This is a genomic window from Paucibacter sp. B51, assembly GCF_027863535.1.
In the GTDB taxonomy this organism is placed as follows: Bacteria; Pseudomonadota; Gammaproteobacteria; order Burkholderiales; family Burkholderiaceae_C; genus Paucibacter_A; species Paucibacter_A aquatilis.
The window spans coordinates 397,639-414,022 of the sequence record NZ_JAPIVN010000001.1 but is presented as its reverse complement, the minus strand read 5'-3'; the positions used below and the strand labels follow the sequence as shown (position 1 = coordinate 414,022).

Below are 16,384 nucleotides of genomic sequence, written 5' to 3'. Positions count from 1 at the left end.
CGCTTGCCGATGAACCCCGCCGCGCCACCGGGCGACGAGGACAGCACCCGCTTGTCGCTGGACGCCTGGGCCACGCTGGCGCCCGAGGCGCTGCCCCAGGCCACCGAGGCCCAGACCACCCGGCCTGCCACGCAAGGCCGGGTGGGCGACGCCCTGTCGCCGCCGCCGCCCAGCCCCGAAATCGGCGATGTGCTGGGCGCCTGGCGCCTGGTCGGCCAGCTCGGGCGCGGTGGCATGGGCCAGGTGTTTCTGGCCGAGCGCAACGACGGTCATTACCAGCAGCGCGCGGCCATCAAGCTGCTGCTGGGGCTGAGCGGCAACCCAGCCTCACTCGATCAGCTGGCGCGCGAGCGCCAGATCCTGGCCTCGCTCAACCACCCGCACATCGCCCGCCTGCTGGACGGCGGCAGCACGCCGGCTGGCCTGCCCTATCTGGTGATGGAGTATGTCGAGGGCGAGGCGATTGACCGTTATGTGGCGCGCCAGAAGCTGAGCCTGCCGGCCATCCTGGCGCTGTTCTCCATGGTCTGCGAAGCCCTGGCCTACGCCCACGGCCAGCTGGTGCTGCACTGCGATGTCAAACCGGGCAATGTGCTGGTGGGCGCCGATGGCCGGGCCATGCTGCTGGATTTTGGCGTGGCCCAGCTGCAGGGGCGCAGCGCCGCCGGCGAGCGCCAGCCCGGCGCCACCGATGGGCCGCGCAGCCTGGGCGCCACGCCGCGCTTTGCCAGCCCCGAGCTGCTGGCCTGGCAGCCGGTCAGCGCGGCCAGCGATGTCTACAGCCTGGGGCGCCTGCTGCAGGAGCTGCTGCAGCTGCACCAGCCGCAGGGGCCGGGCCCCTCGCCGCTGCGCCGGGCCGAGCTGGCGGCCATCATCGCCAAGGCCACCCAGCAGCGGCCCGAGCAGCGCTACCGCAGCGTGCCCGAGCTGCAGGCCGATCTGCGCCGCTTCCAGCGCCAGCTGCCGATCGAGGCGCTGCCGCGCCGCGGGCCCTATGTGCTGCGCAAGCTGCTGCGGCGGCGCTGGCTGGCCTTGTCGGTCAGCGCCGGCGTGCTGTTGCTGGGCCTGGGCTTCAGCTGGAGCCTGATGCACCAGCGCGACCTGGCCGAGGCCGCGCGCCAGCAGGCGCAGCAGGAGGCCGAGAACGCCAAGCGCGTGCGCCAGGTGGTGATCGCCATTTTCGAAGACTTCGATCCGTTCCTGATCGGGCGCCAGCCCAAGAGCTTTGCCGAGTTCATCGACGATGCGGCGGCGCGGGTCGACGCCGATCTGAAACAGCAGCCGGCCGTGCAGGCCGAGATGAAGCATGTGCTGGGCCTGGTCTACCAGCGCAGCGGTCGCTCGCTGCGCGCCATCGAGCTGCTGGAGCAAGACCTGGCCCTGCAGCGCGGCCTGCCCCAGCGCGACCTGAACAAGGAAGCCCTGGCCCTGCACGAGCTGACCGTGGCCCTGGTCAACGCCGGCCTGGCCCCGCGCGCCTTGCCTCTGGCGCGCGAAGCCCTGGGCTTGCGCGAGGCCGCCTACCAGGCGCGGCCGGGCCAGGCCACGGGCAGCCTGCTCGGTGATTCGCTCGCGGCCCTGGGCCTGGTGCTGACACGGCTGAGCGCGTTCGAGGAAGCCGGCCGCCACTACCAGCGCGCACTGGACATCCGCCGCCAGCATGACGGTGCGGAATCGGCCAAGGTGGCCTCGTCCCTGCACAGCCTGGGCGCCCTGGCCGAGCGCGAGGAGCGTTATGCCCAGGCCCAGGCCTGGTTCGAGCAATCGCTGGCGCTCAAGGCCCAGCGCCTGCCGCCTGACCACCCCTACACCCTCAATTCACGCCACGGCCTGGCCCAGGCCTTGCTGGGCCAGCAGCGCCTGGACGAGGCTTTGCCGCTGCTGCGCGAGCTGCTGGCGCAGCGCCGCCGCATCCACGGCGAGCGCAGCGTGTTTGCGCTGGAAACCCAGAGCCTGCTGGCGCGGGCCTTGCTGCGCGCCGGCCAGGGGCGAGAGGCCCTGGCCTTGCATGCGCAGGGCCTCAGCGAGCTGCAGGCCTTGCTGGGCGCCAGCGCCATGCCGGTGGCGCAGGAGCTCTTGTGGCTGGCCGAGGCGCAAGAGGCCCAGGGCGAGGCGCGCGCGGCCCTGCGTTCGCGGCGCGAGGCCCTGGCCATCCAGCTGGCCCAGGCCCCGTCGGACCCGGTCCAGCAGGCCTGGGCGCGGCTGCAGCTGGGCCGGGCCTTGCTGCGCGCGGGCGAGGCGCAAGAAGCCCGGCCGCTGATCGTGGCCGCCGCGGCCGAGCTGCAGAAGCGGCGTTGGCCCGCCGGCCACAGCCTGGAAACCCAGGTCAGCGCCGCCCTGGCGGAGCTGGGGCGCTGAGCCTGGACGGGCGGCGTCATCGCGCGCCGCCTGCAGCCCATGTCGGCGAACCCGCAGCTCATCGCTTGAGCTCCCGCGCCGCCGGGACTGGCCCCTATCGTGCAGCCATCGTTTACTTTTTGTCCTGTTGGACAGACCCAGACATGTCGCACGCCAAGACCCTGATTTCGCTGGCCGCCCTGAGCCTGCTGAGCCCCCTGGCCATGAGCGCCTCCGCTGCTAGCTCGGGCGCCGCTGCCGCGCCGGCCGAGGCCGCCAGCGCCGCCCGCCAGCCCATCACTCGGGCCGACCAGCTGCCGCGCCGCACCGTCACCCTGACCAAGCTGCCCAGCGAATACCTGAGCGCGCCGCTGAGCGAGTTGCTGGCCATGGGCGCGCAGCTGGAGGCCGAGGTCCAGTCCGACCTGGCCCGCTACGACATCCAGGACGCCTCGACACTGCGCAGCTACTACAGCGCCCTGGCCACGCTGGCCCAGCTGCGTGGCGACTGGGCGGCCGTGCCGGCCTGGACGGCCAAGTCGCGCGCTCTGCAGGAAAAGATCGGCGGTCAGCTCAGCGCCGGCCTGCTGACCGACCTGCTCTCGCAGCAGCGCCTGGAGAAGCGTGATGCCGCCTGGCTGCGCGCCGAGGTGGAAAAGCGTTACAGCACGCTGCCCTGGGCCGATGTGCAGGAGAACGTCAAGTCCGGCAAGGGTGGGGCCGAGACCTACAACCCCGAGCTGGTGCTGGGTGCCTTCCGCAGCCAGATCGATGCCATGGCCACCAACGGCAAGATGGTGGTGCCGGACAGCATCGCCCTGGCCATCATCAGCAACCGTCTGCAAGCCGAGCTGTTCGCGCCCAACAAGGCCGCCATCGTGGCGGGCCTGCAGGCGGTGATCGATGCCAACACGAAGACGCAGGCGCGTGCCGACCTCTGGACGCCGCGCACCTTTGCCATCCCGGCCGAGGCGAAAGCCACGCCGGTGGTGGTGGCGGTCTGGGATTCAGGCGTGGACATGGCCTTGTTCAAGCCGGCCGCGCCGCTGGCCGGCCTGGCTTTTGACGAGGACGCCAAGCCCAGCCGCGAGCTGCTGCGCCCTCTGGGTGAAGCGCAAAGCCGTTGGCCGCAGCTGCGCAGCCTGATCAAGGGCGCCATGGACCAGCGTGCGGCCCTGGACACGCCGGACTCGCGCCAGTTTCGCGCCACCATGTCCGGCCTCAAGGCCGAGCAGGTCAAGGGCTTCAGCGAGGACATGAGCCTGACCAGCCTCTACGTGCACGGCACCCATGTCGCCGGCATTGCCGTCGAGGGCAACCCCTTTGCCCGCGTGTTCGCCGCCACCCAGCTCTGGAGCGCCAAGCTGGAACCCAAGCTGCCCAACGAAGCCCAGGCCCGCGCCACCGCCTTGGCCTACGGCCAGATGGTCGAGAGCTTCAAGAAGGCCGGCGTGCGGGTGGTCAATATGAGCTGGCGTTATGGCCCCAACGCCTACGAGGGCGCGCTGGCCTTCCACAACGCCGGCGGCACGCCCGAGGCGCGCAAGGCGGAAGCGAGCCGCCTGTTCAAGATCGAGCGCGACGCCCTGCGCGCGGCCATCGCCGGCGCACCGGAGATCCTGTTCGTGGCCGGTTCGGGCAATGAGGACAACAGCGCCGACTTCCAGGAATACATCCCGGCCGGCTTTGAGCTGCCCAATCTGATCACGGCCGGTGCGGTGGACACGGCCGGCCAGGAGACCAGCTTCTCGACCTTCGGCAAGACCGTGGTCGTGCATGCCAACGGCTTTGAGGTCGACAGCTTTGTCCCCGGCGGCGCGCGCATGAAGCTCAGCGGCACCAGCATGGCCAGCCCCCAGGTCGCCAATCTGGCGGCCAAGCTGATCGCCCTCAAGCCCGCGCTCAAGGCGGTGGAACTCAAAGCCCTGATCCTGCAAGGCGCCGAGCGCATGAAGGGCGCCGATGGCCAGCCGGGCCGTGTCAACCTGATCCACCCGCGCAAGAGCGCCGAGCTGGCCGGCATCCGCCTCTGAACGCTCAAGCCTGGCCGGCGTTTAGAATCTAGGGTTTTCTCGGATGTGCCCGCCCCGCCTTGGGGCGGCTGGGCCCCGGGCTGGCACCGGGGCCTGCTGCATTGTGCGCAGGGCCTTGGCCTTGCTGGCCGGGCAGCCCCAAACCCTGGATCTGGAACGCAATCTGCGCCCGCGGCCACAAGCCTCGGGCGCTTGGCCATGAGCACAAGCAAGACCCCTGTTGCCCGCCCCCCTGTCACTCGTCTCTTGCATGTCGACGGCCTGAAGGCCGCCGCCGCCCAGCTGATCGTGCTGCACCACCTGTCCGCCTACGGCCCGGTGGCGGAGGCTGTGGAAGAGCTCTTGCCCGCATTGATGGCCTGGGCCTACCAGTACGGTCGCATGGCGGTGCAGGTGTTCCTGGTGCTGGGTGGCTTTCTGACGGCGCGCGCGCTGTCGTCGCAGGGCCAGTTGCTGGAGGGGGGCTGGTTCTCGCTGTTGGCGCGTCGCTACCAGCGCCTGGCTCTGCCCTTCATGGGCGCAGTGCTGCTGACCCTGGCCTGCTCGGCCCTGGTGGCGCGCTGGTTGCCCGAGCTGGTGCCGGCTCAGGTCGGCTGGGGCCAGTTGCTGGCCCATGCCGGGCTGGTGCACGGCGTGCTCGGCTATGAGGCGCTGACGGTCGGTGCCTGGTACGTGGCCATCGATCTGCAGCTGTTTGCGCTGCTGGCCGGCGTGCTCGCCTTCAGCCGCGGGCTGGCTTTGCCGCGGGCATGGCGGCGCTGGATCGGGCCGGGGCTGGTGGCCGTGCTGACGGCTGCATCCTTGCTGGTCTTCAACCGCGATTCCGCGTTGGACAACTGGGGCCTGTACTTCTTCGGCGCCTACGGCCTGGGGGCGCTGGTGCATTGGCTGGGCCTGCTGCCGCAGCGCCGTCTGGGGCTGATGCTCCTGGCTGCGCTGGGTCTGGCAGCCTTGCTGTTGGACTTCCGTGAGCGCATCGCCCTGGCCCTGGCCACCGCCCTGGTGCTGGCCTGGCAGCAGCGTCGTCACGACGCTGGCTTGCCCTTGCTGCTGACACCGCCGCGCTTGCAGCCCCTGCTGGCGCATCTGGGCACGCATTCCTATGCCCTGTTCCTGGTGCATTTCCCGATCTGCTTGTTGATCAACGCCTTGTTCGAGCGCCATGATCTGGGCGATGGCTGGCCAGGCCTGATGGCCATGCTGGCCGCCTGGGGCTTGAGCAATCTGGCCGCGGTCTCCTTCTACCGCTGGATCGAGCAACCGGCCGGCCGTCTGCGCCTCGGGGCCCTGCTGGCACGTCTGTGGCCGCGCACCTTGCGCGCCTGAAAGCTGCTTCAGTCCAGCGGCTGGGTCTGCGGCGTCCGTCGGAAAGCGTTTTTGTCGTAGCCCAGGCTTTCGGCCTTGTCGAGCAAGGCCTGCAGCTTGGCCTCATCCATCTGCGGCGTCCGCGACAGGATCCAGCCGTATTTGCGGCTGGGCTCGCCGACCAGCACCTGCTGGTAGTCCGGGTCCAGGTCCAGCACCCAGTAGTTGCCGTAAAACGGCCAGAAGAAGGTGACGCGCAGCTTGGCATTGCCGCTGCCTTCAACCGTCTTGGCGTGGCCGGCGGTGCGCTCCACCTCGCCCGAGGCCTTGCGGCAGCGATTCACCACTTCCACGCGCTCGCCATCGAGGCGGTAGCGCGCTTGCGTGTCGGCCGCGCATTGCTTTTGAAAGCGATTGGGCAGCAGGGCGATTTCAAACCAGGCGCCGGCGTAGCGGGTCAGGTCGACCTGGGCCACGGTCTCCAGCGGCACGGCCGATTCGGCCGCGCGAGCGGGTAGGGCGACGGCGAGTGCACAGGCGGCCAGCAGGGCGCAGGCCAGTTGGGGACGCAAGAGCATGGCGAGATCTTCAGGCAGCAAGAAGGCTGCAGCCTAGCCGGTCTGCCATAGGCCCGAGCGTCAGAGGTCTTTGCGCGCGCAGGTGTTCATGCCGATCAAGGGATAGGCCGGGCAAAAGCGGAACACACCGGTGAGCACGGGTACCACCCCGATCCAGCCCCAAACGCCCACCTGGCCGGTGGCGGCCAGTGCGATCAGGGTGAGGCCGCCCACAATGCGCAGGCCGCGGTCCAGAGTTCCAACATTGGCTTTCATGGGGATGTGCTCCTGAGAAGGGCGAAGCCGGACGATTCCGAGCTCGCGGACTCCCAGTCTGCGCCGGCAGCCCGGCACCCTCATTGATCCAGCTCAAGCCCGATCGGTCGAGGGGGTATCGCTTTGCTCGAAGGCGCGGCGCATATCGGCCAGGGTCTTGCCCGGCTCGTCGCGGAATCGTTCGTCCAGTACCTGCAGGCTCTGAATGCGGTCGACGCGGAAGTTGCGGAAATCGCCTCGCACCTCGCACCAGCCGGCCAGGGTCCAGCTGGGGCCCCAGAAGTAGCAGGCCAGGGGCCGCACGGTGCGTTGGCTGGCCGTGCCGGCCAGGTCCAGGTAATCGAGGCGCAGCTTGTGGCGGTTCTCGGTGGCTTCACGCAGGCGGGCCAGGCGTTCGCGCATGGCCTCGTCCAAGCCGGTCAGCGGCGCGAACACGGCCAGGCTCTCCGCCGCGGCGCGGGCTGGCGCCGGCAGCACGGCCAGGATTTTGGACATGGCCTCTTCCGCCTGGCGGGCCAGCACGCTGTCGAGCTGGCCCTGGGCCAGGCGCAGGGCGGCCACCAGGGCTTGGGCTTCGTCCTTGCTGAACATCAGCGGCGGCAGGTCGAAGCCGGCGCGCATGCGATAGCCCACGCCGGCCTCGCCCTCGATGGGCACGCCCTGCTGCTGCAGGGCGGCGATGTCGCGGTAGACAGTGCGGGCCGAGACCTCCAGGCGCTGGCTCAGGAACTCGGCCGTGGACAGGCGGCGGCCACGGATCAGCTGGACGATTTGAAAGAGGCGGTCGGCGCGGCGCATGGCGGGCATTGTCGGCCAGGCCGGGGCGGGTGGAGCGGGTGGACGGCGGCCAGGCCTCGGCCTTGGCATGGCGCTTGCGTACAAACCCTGCATCTCCCGAATCGACCTGCCCGCCGCCCGGCTGCGGTGCAGGTCTCCCCAAAAAGGCTTGCTGCCATGCCCCGTCTTGCCACCGCCCGCTCCGCCCTGCCAGTTCTTGGTGCCATGCCGCTGCGCATGGCTTTCGTGTCTGCCGCCCCGGCGGCGCGCGTTTCACCGGAGGCCCGACCCATGAACTTCCACAGCCTTGGTTCGTCCCAGATCTGGGTGGCGCGTGCCGGCGACCCGCCGCCACGCTCGGCCATTCGCAGCCCGGCGGGCCAGTTGCAAGGCCTGAGCCTGCTGCGCGAAACCGTCGATCAGCCGCAGCTGCGGGCGCTGTTCGAACAGTTCGAGGCCGAGGCGCGACAGCTCAGCCCTGCCGGCCGTGCGGCCTGCGCCCCGGACCTGGCCCTGCTGCGCAGCCCGCAAGCACGCGTGCTGGCGCTGCGCGATGCGCAGGCGCGGGTGCTGGCCTGCGCAGCCTTGCTCTTGCACGACGAATGGGCCGAGCTGCAGCTGTTGATGGTGCAGCCCCGCTGGCGCGGCCGCGGCCTGGGCGAGATGCTCTTGCAAGCCCTGGAGCGCGAGGCCTTGCGTGCCGGCCAGCCCCTGCTGCGCCTGCAGGTGGGCGTGCGCCAGCGCTCGGCCCAGCGCCTGTTCGAGCGCCTGGGTTTTGCCCGCTGCGGGCCCTTCGGTGCGCACCGCGCCGACCCGTTTGCGCTGTTCATGGAAAAGCTGGCCGGCGACTGAGCCCGGGGCGCTGCGCGCGCTCCTCGCACGCGAATGGCAAAGACCCCCTGCCATTCGGCCTAGGGACTGTCATCAGGTCTGCAAATCGCCTCACTAGATTGCGCGGCATCCGCTGTCGTTTTGTGAGGAATTCCCCATGTCCTGCTCCAAGTCCCTGCGCCGCGTGGCGCTCGCTGCTGCGCTGCTGTCCAGCCTGTCCTTTGCCGGCGGCGCCCATGCCGCGGTGTTGAATTTCGATGACCTGGCCGATGGTCTGGTGCCGCTCAACTATGGCGGCCTCGATTGGTCGCGTTTCGGCTGGACCGCCTTCTCCACCGCTGCCGAGCCCTACACCGCCCACTCGGGTGCCGGCCGCGTGGCCAGTGGCTTCCTGGCCGAAGACGCCGCCAGCCGGATCGGTTTCAGCCAGGCCGTGCGCTTTGACGGCGCCTGGTTCGCCGGCCAGAGCGGCGCGGTGCTGAGCTTCGAGCTCTTTTACCAAGGCCAGCGTGTCGCCAGCTCGCAAAGCCTTGACCCATCGGCCACCCCGAGCTTTCTGGCCAGCGGCTATGCCGGCCTGGTCGATGCCGTGCAGGTGAAGAGTCAGAACCACGGCGAGTTCGTCATGGACGACTTCAGCTTCACCGCCGCACCGGTGCCCGAGCCGCAGACCTATGCGCTGCTGCTGGGCGGTTTGATCGGCATTGCCGCCGTCCTGCGCCGCCGCGCGGTTTGATCCAAGCCCGGCTCGCCCCGGCCCGACTTCAGCGTCGGGTCGCCCCAGTTTTCTGATTCTCAGGACCTCCTCCATGACCACCCAAGACCGCCGCAGTTTCTTGCGCAGCGCCAGCGCCGCCGCTGCGCTGACCGCCTTCCCGCCCGCCATCCAACGCGCCTTGGCCATCCCGGCCAATGTCCGCAGCGGCACCATCCATGATGTCGAGCACATCGTCATCCTGACCCAGGAAAACCGCAGCTTCGACCACTACTTCGGCACGCTGAACGGCGTGCGCGGTTTTGCCGATCCCTTCCCGGTGCCTGTGGTCGACAAGACCGGCATCAACGGCAAGAGCGTCTGGATGCAGCCCAATGCCGTGACGGCCACGCCCGGCCGCCCGCCGGTCAACCCGCTGGCGCTGGCGCCCTTCCACCTGAACACGCAGCAGACCTTTGCGCACATGCGCGTGTCGGGCACGCCGCACTCCTGGCCCGATGCCCAGGCCGGCTGGGACCAAGGCCGCATGAACGCCTGGCCCAAGGCCAAGCAGAACCACTCGATGGGCTATTTCAAGCGGGCCGATCTGCCCTTCCAGTTCGCGATGGCCACCGCCTTCACGATCTGCGACCACTACCATTGCTCCAGCCAGACCGGCACCAACACCAACCGCCTGTTCCTCTGGACCGGCACCAACGATCCGCTGCGCAAGGGCAACGGCCCGTCCACCGACAACAGCCACGATTGGTTCAAGCCTGATCCGGCCGATGACTACACCTGGACCACCTACCCCGAGCGCCTGCAGGATGCCGGCATCAGCTGGCAGGTCTACCAGAACATGGCGGACAACTTTACCGACAACGCCCTGGCCGGTTTCCGCCCCTTCCGCGACGCCTGGTACGGCCGCCCCGGCTACTCGCAGCAGCTGAAGGACCGCGGCATCAGCACGCGCGACCTGGACAAGCTGCGCGAAGACGTGCTGGCCGACAAGCTGCCGCAGGTCAGCTGGATCGTGGCCACGGCCGAAGGCTCCGAGCACCCCGGCCCGTCCAGCCCGGCCCAGGGCGCCGACTACACCGCCAAGGTGCTGGAAGCGCTGACCGCCAATCCGGCCGTCTGGAGCAAGACGGTTCTGTTCATCAACTTCGACGAGAACGACGGCTTCTTCGACCACGTGCCGCCGCCGGCCGCCCCCAGCTACATCAGCTGGGATGCCGACCCGGCCAAGGCCGACCTGGCCGGTGACTCCACCATCGACACCACCGGCGAGTACCACCACATCCTCAACGGCACGGCGGCCACCCACCAGCACAAGCCCTACGGCTTTGGCCCGCGCGTGCCCATGTACGTGATCTCGCCCTGGAGCAAGGGCGGCTGGGTCAACTCCGAAGTGGCCGACCACACCTCGGTGATCCGTTTCATCGAGAAGCGCTTCGGTGTGATGGAGCCCAATATCAGCGCCTGGCGCCGTGCCGTGGCCGGTGATTTGACGTCGGCTTTCAACTTCCGCGACCCGGAAGACAGCGCCTTCTTCGCCCAGCTGCCCAAGACCCTGGAGCTGGCCAACCGTGCCCGCGCCCTGCCGGGCACCACCACGCCGCCCACGCCGACCACGCTGAACGTGCCGGTGCAGGAAGCCGGCCCGCGCCCGGCCCGTGCCTTGCCGTATGAGCTGCACACCACGGCCGCGGTCAAGGTCAGCGCCGGCCGCGTGGGTGCCGCCCGTGTCGAGCTGCAGTTTGCCCACACGGGCAACGGCCTGGGTGACATCAGCGGCCCGGCCGCCGTCTTCCATGTCTACGACCGCCTGAACCTGGCCGCTCTGCCGCGCCGCTACACCGTGGAAGCCGGCAAGCAGCTGACCGGCAGCTGGCAGCCGGCCGCCAACGGCGCCTACGACCTCTGGGTCCTGGGCCCCAACGGCTACCACCGCCACTTCACCGGCAATGCCCGCCGCGTGGCCGCGGCCGCCCAGCCCAACCCTGAGGTGCGCGTGACGCCGGACGTGGCCAATGGCGAGCTGCAGATCGAGCTGAGCAACAACGGCAGCTTTGCCTGCACCTTCATCCTCTCGGCCAACAAGTACTACAGCGTGGCGCCGCAGCAGATCCACCTGGCCGCCAAGACCCGCACCACCCTGCGTCTGCCGCTGCGCGAAAGCGCCTACTGGTACGACTTCAGCGTGCGTGTGGCCGGCCAGGGCGACTACAGCCGCCGCTTTGCCGGCCATATGGAAACCGGCGAGGCCTCGATCAGCGATCCGGCCATGTCCGGCCCGGCCCTGCTGGACCAGTACCGCCTCGGCGCCTGATCCATCCGCTCTCTTTATTTGAAACCTCAAGCATTTCTCAAATCATGAACCACAAGCTCATCACCCGCGGCGCTCTGGCGCTTTCCCTGTTCGCTGCTGGTTTCGGCGCCCACGCTGCCACCCTGGGCCAGAACCTGATCGTCAACGGCAACGCCGAAGGCGGGGTCGCCGGTTGGACCGCTTTTGCCGGCGTGGACCTGTTCCAGTCGGTCGCCTACGGTAGCAACTGGGTTTTGCCCAGCCAGCCGGGCCCGGTCGACCGTGGCAGCTTCTTGTTTGCCGGCCAATCCTCGCCGGCCTCGGCGGGCTTCCAGCTGTTTGACGTCAGCAATCTGAGCAGCCTGATCGCCACCGGCAGCGCCAGTTTCAAGCTCGACGGCTACCTGGGCGGTTGGACCAGCCAAGGCGACAACGCCCTGGTTTACGTGTCCTTCCTGGATGGCAGCAACACCGAAATCGGCTCCGCCACCCTGGGCCCGGTCACCCCGGCCGACCGGGGCAACCAGACCGGTCTGCTCTACCGCCAGACCCAGGGCTTCCTGCCCGTGGGCACGACGACGATCAACCTGAGCCTGTCCATGGAACGCCTGAACTCCAGCGACAACGACGGCTACGCCGACAACCTGTCCTTTGTCATCAACACCGCCCCGGTGCCCGAGCCGGAAACCTATGCCCTGATGGCCCTGGGTCTGGGCCTGCTGGCCGTGGTGCGCCGCCGCCAGCGCGGCTGACAGATTGGGCTTGAGAGCTGGCGCGGGCTTGAGGGCCCGCTTCACAGCTCGTGCTCCTACCCTCCAAAGGGGGACGCTTTGCGTCCCCCTTTTTGCGTTTCCGTGCGCTACGCTTGCCGGCCTCGCGCTTAGGGTCAGAGCGATGGCCAGAAGTCATGGCTGCTTAGATAATCGATTAATCAAAGGCCCAACCGGCCACCACAAGAGAGTACGAGCATGAGGTATCGGGAGCCATGCCAGCGCAGTTTATTGAATCGATTTCGGCAGCGAGGGGTCGGCCTCGCGTGTGCAGTGCTTCTGTCTGCATGTGCGACCAACCCCAATGCGCCGAAGCAGGGCCTGGGTGCTCAGATCAAGGAGACCTTCGCCAGCGATGACCCTTGCTCCAACAGGGCGCGCAATGTGGGTGTTGTTGGTGGCGCGATTGCCGGCGCCTTGGCCGGCTACTTGCTTGGCGATGGGAAGAAGGGCGCTGTGATCGGCGGTGGCTTGGTGGGAGGGCTGGTGGGCGGCTTGATCGGTTCCGATATGGACCGCAAACGCTGCGAGCTCCAAAAAGTTGCGCAGCAGTACAAGCTGGACATCCGTTTTGCTCCGATCGATGCACAGGGCAATGTGGTGACGACCAAGGCAGGGGCCGCGGCAGCCGGTCCATCACCGTCGGGCAGTGCGCCATCGTTGCCGGTGGCCACTGCGAGCGAACAGGGGGGCGACGCGTCTGCGGCAGCTGACGTATCACCCTCAGGCCCCATCGTCGGCAGCAGCTTGGTGGTGCGCAATCTGGACGGCGCCAGCGGGCATTTCGAATCGGGATCAGACCAGCTCACCCCCAGAGCACGCGAGTACTTCGCCGCCATCGCCAGGCAGTACGGCGCCGCACAGATGCTGCAGGGCCAGAACGAACCCAAGCAGCGCGATGAGATCTTGCGGCAGTTGAAGCAGCGGCGCCTGTTCCTGATCGGCCACACGGATGACAGCGGTTCCTCGGCCCTGAATGCCTCCCTGTCCGAGCGACGCGCCAAATCTGTGGCGGCCTTCATGCGGCAGCAAGGCATCAGCGAAGACTCGCTTTACTACCAGGGTGCCGGTGAAGCCCTTCCGATTGCCGACAATCGCAGCGAATCCGGTCGTGCGGAAAATCGTCGGGTCGAGCTGGTGGAGATCGCCGATGAGGCAGCTTTCAAGCAGTACCTGGCCGGCCGCCGCCCGAACTACCAGTTCTATAGACATCAGGTCGACCTGCCCATGGCGGCGGCCGCGGACAAACCCGCCCGACCCGCCCCGGCCCCGGTGGTGCCGCCCCTGCCGGCCAAGCCCGCTCGGCCGGCTCAGCCACCCGCGGCCATCGGCCAGTCCGCCGCACCCGCGACTGTCACGGCTCAGGCTCAGGAAGGCCGAGCCCCGGGTCTGGACTTTGGCGGCCTGCCCTACAGCCGGCAGGAAGCCTCGCTGAACTTGAGGAGCTTGCCGCCGACACGGACGGGCTTTAGCCTGATCTCGACCGCGCGTGCAGACGAGAGTGTTTTGCTCGGTGATTGCACGCTGGACCGCCCGCGTGCCACCGGCACGGTGCGTTCACTCAAGGACGGCAGCAGCTATCGCACCCAGGAGCATCTGCCGCAGCTGTACGGCAAGACCTGGGCCGCCGATGTGAACGGTCATCTGCTGGTGCTCAATCGTCTGGCTGTGCTGCGCGACGGTGCGGCGCCGGCCAACTTGCCGGAGCTCAAGGTGTACGGGCAATACAAGCCGGGTTCGAACAAAAAGCCGGATGTCAGCGAGGAGCCGGCGGTCAATACCTATCTGGTCAACCAGGGCTTGCTCTATCGCATGTTCCCCAGCGGTGAAGGCGGCCTGCGCTGCGTCGATGTGTTGTTCGCGCTTGATGGTTCGACCAGCGCTCGCGGCGGCAAGCTCATTTACGGCAGCGCGGAGGCGCGACGCGTGGCGAACGTTCAGCCCCGCATGCAGTAGCGTGCTTCCCGGAAATTCGGGTCAAAGAAAAACTGGACAACAAGGATCAAACGATGACGGAGTTCTTTCAAGCATCACCGCTGCTGGCTTGGAGCCTGGTCAGCAGCATGCTGGCCCTGTTGGCCGTGTCACTGCTGTGGAGTCGCATCCGCTGGTGGTGGCACAACACCGCGTACAGCCTGCCTTTGCTGGGCGGGATCACGCGCCTGTCCCGCGACACCAACCGGGACAGCAGCGACAAGGCCTGGTTCAAGGCGGAAAAAGCCTTGTGCCGTGACTACAAGAAGTTCATCCGCATTCAGGACGAGCATGACTTCAACGAGAAGATCAGCTACCTGACCAAGGCCGGTGACAACGGGCGCCGAGATACCCCCAACCTGATCTGGCTGCTGACCGTGGCGCTGGTGTTTGTCGAGGCCATGGGTTTTTCCTATGTGCTGGCGGGCTACACCTTGCCGGGTGCCAGCGAGAACCTGCAGCAGATGGGGGCCTATGGCATTGCCTTCTTGATTTCCGTCATTCTGGTTGCCTTCACCCATTTCGCCGGCCATGAGCTGTATCGCTCCGGGAAGATCAAGGAGGCGCGGCAAGACTGGGTGGAGTCAGGCCGCGAGGGCAAGACCCGGACCGAGAACATCGCCTTGGCTCGCCCGCAGTCGGTCGACGATGCCCAGCCTGGCTATGTCCAGCTGATGAATCGTGTCGGCACCCAGCCCGGCTATGCCATCAGCATCGGCACCGCGATCTTCGTGGTCATCGTGGCCATCGGTGCGACCTATGTCCGCGGGCAGGTGCTGGAGAAGCAACTGCATCAGCAAACCACGGGCCAGGCCGGCGGTGCCGGGGTCGAGCTCGCCGTCAAGGCCGGTGCCGACGGGCTCGACATGAGCGCCAAGGAAAGCAAGATCCAGTTGCCGGCGGCCGACTCGGTGGAGAACCAGCGCGCCGTGGACAAGGCCCGCGATGATGATGTCAGCATTGACCGTCATGGCGGTTGGGGCACCTTCATCGTGCTGGCCTTCATCTTTGTGTTCCTGCAGATCCTCGGCGTCCTGTTCGGCTATCGCTGGGGCTTTGCGGGCCGTGAAAGTCGTGCGGCATTTCTTGCCATCGGTGCGGGTCGCTACACCAGCTATGCCGATGTGCGCGAGCACTACAAAGAGATCGCCGATACCGCGCAGTCCAAGCTGGAGCATCTGCAGCAGCGCTTGATGAATCGCAACAGCCTGTCCGGCAATGACGGCGCGCACACCACCAAGACTTTCTACGATTTCATGGAAGCCGAGCGGCGACGTGAGACCGAGGAGCGTGGGCGCGAGCTGGAGCGCGCCCAGCAAGGCCAGCGCATGAAAGCACCAGCACCGCAGGCAGCTGGCGCTTCGAGCGTGAAGGTCGCCAGCGTGGATTCCGTGTTGCAGCAGCTGGACGAGCTGGGCCAGGACAAGGAGGCCAAGAAGGCTTTGATCCAGACCTTGCCCGATGCCTTGCGTGACCAGGTTCAGGCTGAGCTCAAGCGCCGCAAGGAGGACGAGCAAGCCCGTCGCGTCAATCAGCGCGATGCGGAGCTGGACGGCTTGCTGTGAAGACCGCAGGCATGAACTCGTTCGGCCGACCGCTGCTCCTGGGTCTGGCCCTGCTTTGCGCCGTGGCCCCGCTTCGCGCCGAAAGTCTGGCCTCCTGCTACGGCGGCAAGCTGTCAGCCCCCCAGATCGGCTTGAGCAAGGAGCTGTTTGTCGTGGTCGACCAGACCGTGTTGCTGGACGACGGACTGAAACAGCAGGTGGCCAATCAGGTGCGGCCCTTTTTGGCGCCTAATCACGCGGTATCCCTGATCGTCTTCTCCGCCTACACCCAAGGGATGTACACCCGGGAGCTCGTGGCGGTTCAGCACGATGCGCAGCTGAGTGCGGCACAGCGCAACGAAGTACCCAAGCCACTCTTGAGCAAGCTGGATGCCTGCCTGTCTGCGCAAGCGCCACGTGCCGCGCAGATCATCGGTGCGGCATTGCGAGATGCATTCCAGGGCAGCAGCGGCGGCATTGCCAAGTCCGATGTGATGGCCAGCCTTAAGGACATTTCATCGCGAGTTCGGCAGTCCAAAGCCAAGGAGCGCGTGGTTCTGTTGGTCTCAGACATGCTGGAGAACTCTTCGGTCAGCAGCTTTTACAGTGCCCAATCGGTTCGCAAGATCGACCCGGTCAAGGAACTCCAGCTGGCGCAAGAGCAGCAGCTCTTTGCCGACTTTGACCAAGCCCGGGTTTATGTCGTGGGCGCGGGCTTGCTGAATGATGCGGGCAAGAGCAAGACTGCCTACCGGGACCCCAAGACCATGGCGGCTCTGAAGGCCTTTTGGCAGCAGTATTTCGAGAAATCGAGCGCGCGATTGCAGGAGTTCGGACAGCCAGCCTTGTTGAACCCGGTTCAGTAGCTCGACGACACTGGCCCGCTTCTTGCGAGCCGCACGGGGATGCAGCGCATCCCCGTTTCTCCATCGGCTTCGGCCCTTTTTACACCCCAGCCCGAGCGCGGCGAGGCCT

General features: G+C 67.6%; 13 protein-coding genes. 10 read left to right on the top strand and 3 right to left on the bottom strand.

Annotated elements, in window-relative coordinates; genetic code table 11:
* The first annotated feature begins 9 nt into the window (after window positions 1-9).
* From OOB33_RS01655 to OOB33_RS01645, 3 genes are all read left to right on the top strand, one after another.
* Complete coding sequence (locus OOB33_RS01655; RefSeq protein ID WP_271007394.1) at window positions 10-2,358, top strand: serine/threonine-protein kinase; 2,349 nt, start codon at window positions 10-12, stop codon at window positions 2,356-2,358.
* A gap of 143 nt (window positions 2,359-2,501) precedes the next feature.
* On the top strand, window positions 2,502-4,370 hold the full coding sequence (locus OOB33_RS01650) for a S8 family serine peptidase (protein ID WP_271007393.1): 1,869 nt from the start codon (window positions 2,502-2,504) through the stop codon (window positions 4,368-4,370).
* A 198-nt stretch (window positions 4,371-4,568) separates the two neighbouring features.
* The gene (locus tag OOB33_RS01645; protein ID WP_271007392.1) at window positions 4,569-5,696 is read left to right on the top strand and encodes an acyltransferase family protein; all 1,128 of its coding nucleotides are present in this window, start codon (window positions 4,569-4,571) and stop codon (window positions 5,694-5,696) included.
* Window positions 5,697-5,704: 8 nt separating this feature from the next.
* Here the strand turns inward: OOB33_RS01645 and OOB33_RS01640 are convergent, their stop codons facing one another.
* The 3 genes from OOB33_RS01640 to OOB33_RS01630 all read right to left on the bottom strand — a co-directional run bounded on the left by OOB33_RS01640 (window position 5,705) and on the right by OOB33_RS01630 (window position 7,306).
* Window positions 5,705-6,253: a lipocalin family protein gene (locus tag OOB33_RS01640; protein ID WP_271007391.1), complete on the bottom strand. Its 549-nt coding sequence runs from the start codon at window positions 6,251-6,253 to the stop codon at window positions 5,705-5,707.
* Between the two features lie 60 nt (window positions 6,254-6,313).
* Complete coding sequence (locus OOB33_RS01635; RefSeq protein ID WP_102769172.1) at window positions 6,314-6,508, bottom strand: YgaP family membrane protein; 195 nt, start codon at window positions 6,506-6,508, stop codon at window positions 6,314-6,316.
* A 93-nt stretch (window positions 6,509-6,601) separates the two neighbouring features.
* On the bottom strand, window positions 6,602-7,306 hold the full coding sequence (locus OOB33_RS01630) for a helix-turn-helix transcriptional regulator (protein ID WP_102769727.1): 705 nt from the start codon (window positions 7,304-7,306) through the stop codon (window positions 6,602-6,604).
* Between the two features lie 156 nt (window positions 7,307-7,462).
* Between OOB33_RS01630 and OOB33_RS01625 the strand changes: the two genes are divergently transcribed.
* The 7 genes from OOB33_RS01625 (at window position 7,463) to OOB33_RS01595 (ending at window position 16,275) form a co-directional block, all read left to right on the top strand.
* On the top strand, window positions 7,463-8,137 hold the full coding sequence (locus OOB33_RS01625; RefSeq protein WP_171828392.1) for a GNAT family N-acetyltransferase: 675 nt from the start codon (window positions 7,463-7,465) through the stop codon (window positions 8,135-8,137).
* 136 nt (window positions 8,138-8,273) lie between these two features.
* On the top strand, window positions 8,274-8,852 hold the full coding sequence (locus OOB33_RS01620; RefSeq protein WP_171828393.1) for a PEP-CTERM sorting domain-containing protein: 579 nt from the start codon (window positions 8,274-8,276) through the stop codon (window positions 8,850-8,852).
* A 73-nt stretch (window positions 8,853-8,925) separates the two neighbouring features.
* The gene (locus tag OOB33_RS01615; RefSeq protein WP_271007390.1) at window positions 8,926-11,142 is read left to right on the top strand and encodes a phosphocholine-specific phospholipase C; all 2,217 of its coding nucleotides are present in this window, start codon (window positions 8,926-8,928) and stop codon (window positions 11,140-11,142) included.
* A gap of 44 nt (window positions 11,143-11,186) precedes the next feature.
* Window positions 11,187-11,873, top strand: coding sequence for a PEP-CTERM sorting domain-containing protein (locus tag OOB33_RS01610; RefSeq protein WP_271007389.1), 687 nt, complete (start codon window positions 11,187-11,189; stop codon window positions 11,871-11,873).
* Window positions 11,874-12,164: 291 nt separating this feature from the next.
* Entirely contained in the window at window positions 12,165-13,847 is a 1,683-nt protein-coding gene (locus OOB33_RS01605; RefSeq protein WP_271007388.1) for an OmpA family protein, read from the top strand.
* A gap of 53 nt (window positions 13,848-13,900) precedes the next feature.
* Complete coding sequence (locus OOB33_RS01600; RefSeq protein ID WP_271007387.1) at window positions 13,901-15,430, top strand: hypothetical protein; 1,530 nt, start codon at window positions 13,901-13,903, stop codon at window positions 15,428-15,430.
* Between the two features lie 11 nt (window positions 15,431-15,441).
* Window positions 15,442-16,275 (top strand): hypothetical protein, encoded by an 834-nt coding sequence (locus OOB33_RS01595; RefSeq protein WP_271007386.1) that lies wholly within the window; start codon window positions 15,442-15,444, stop codon window positions 16,273-16,275.
* Window positions 16,276-16,384: the final 109 nt, after the last annotated feature.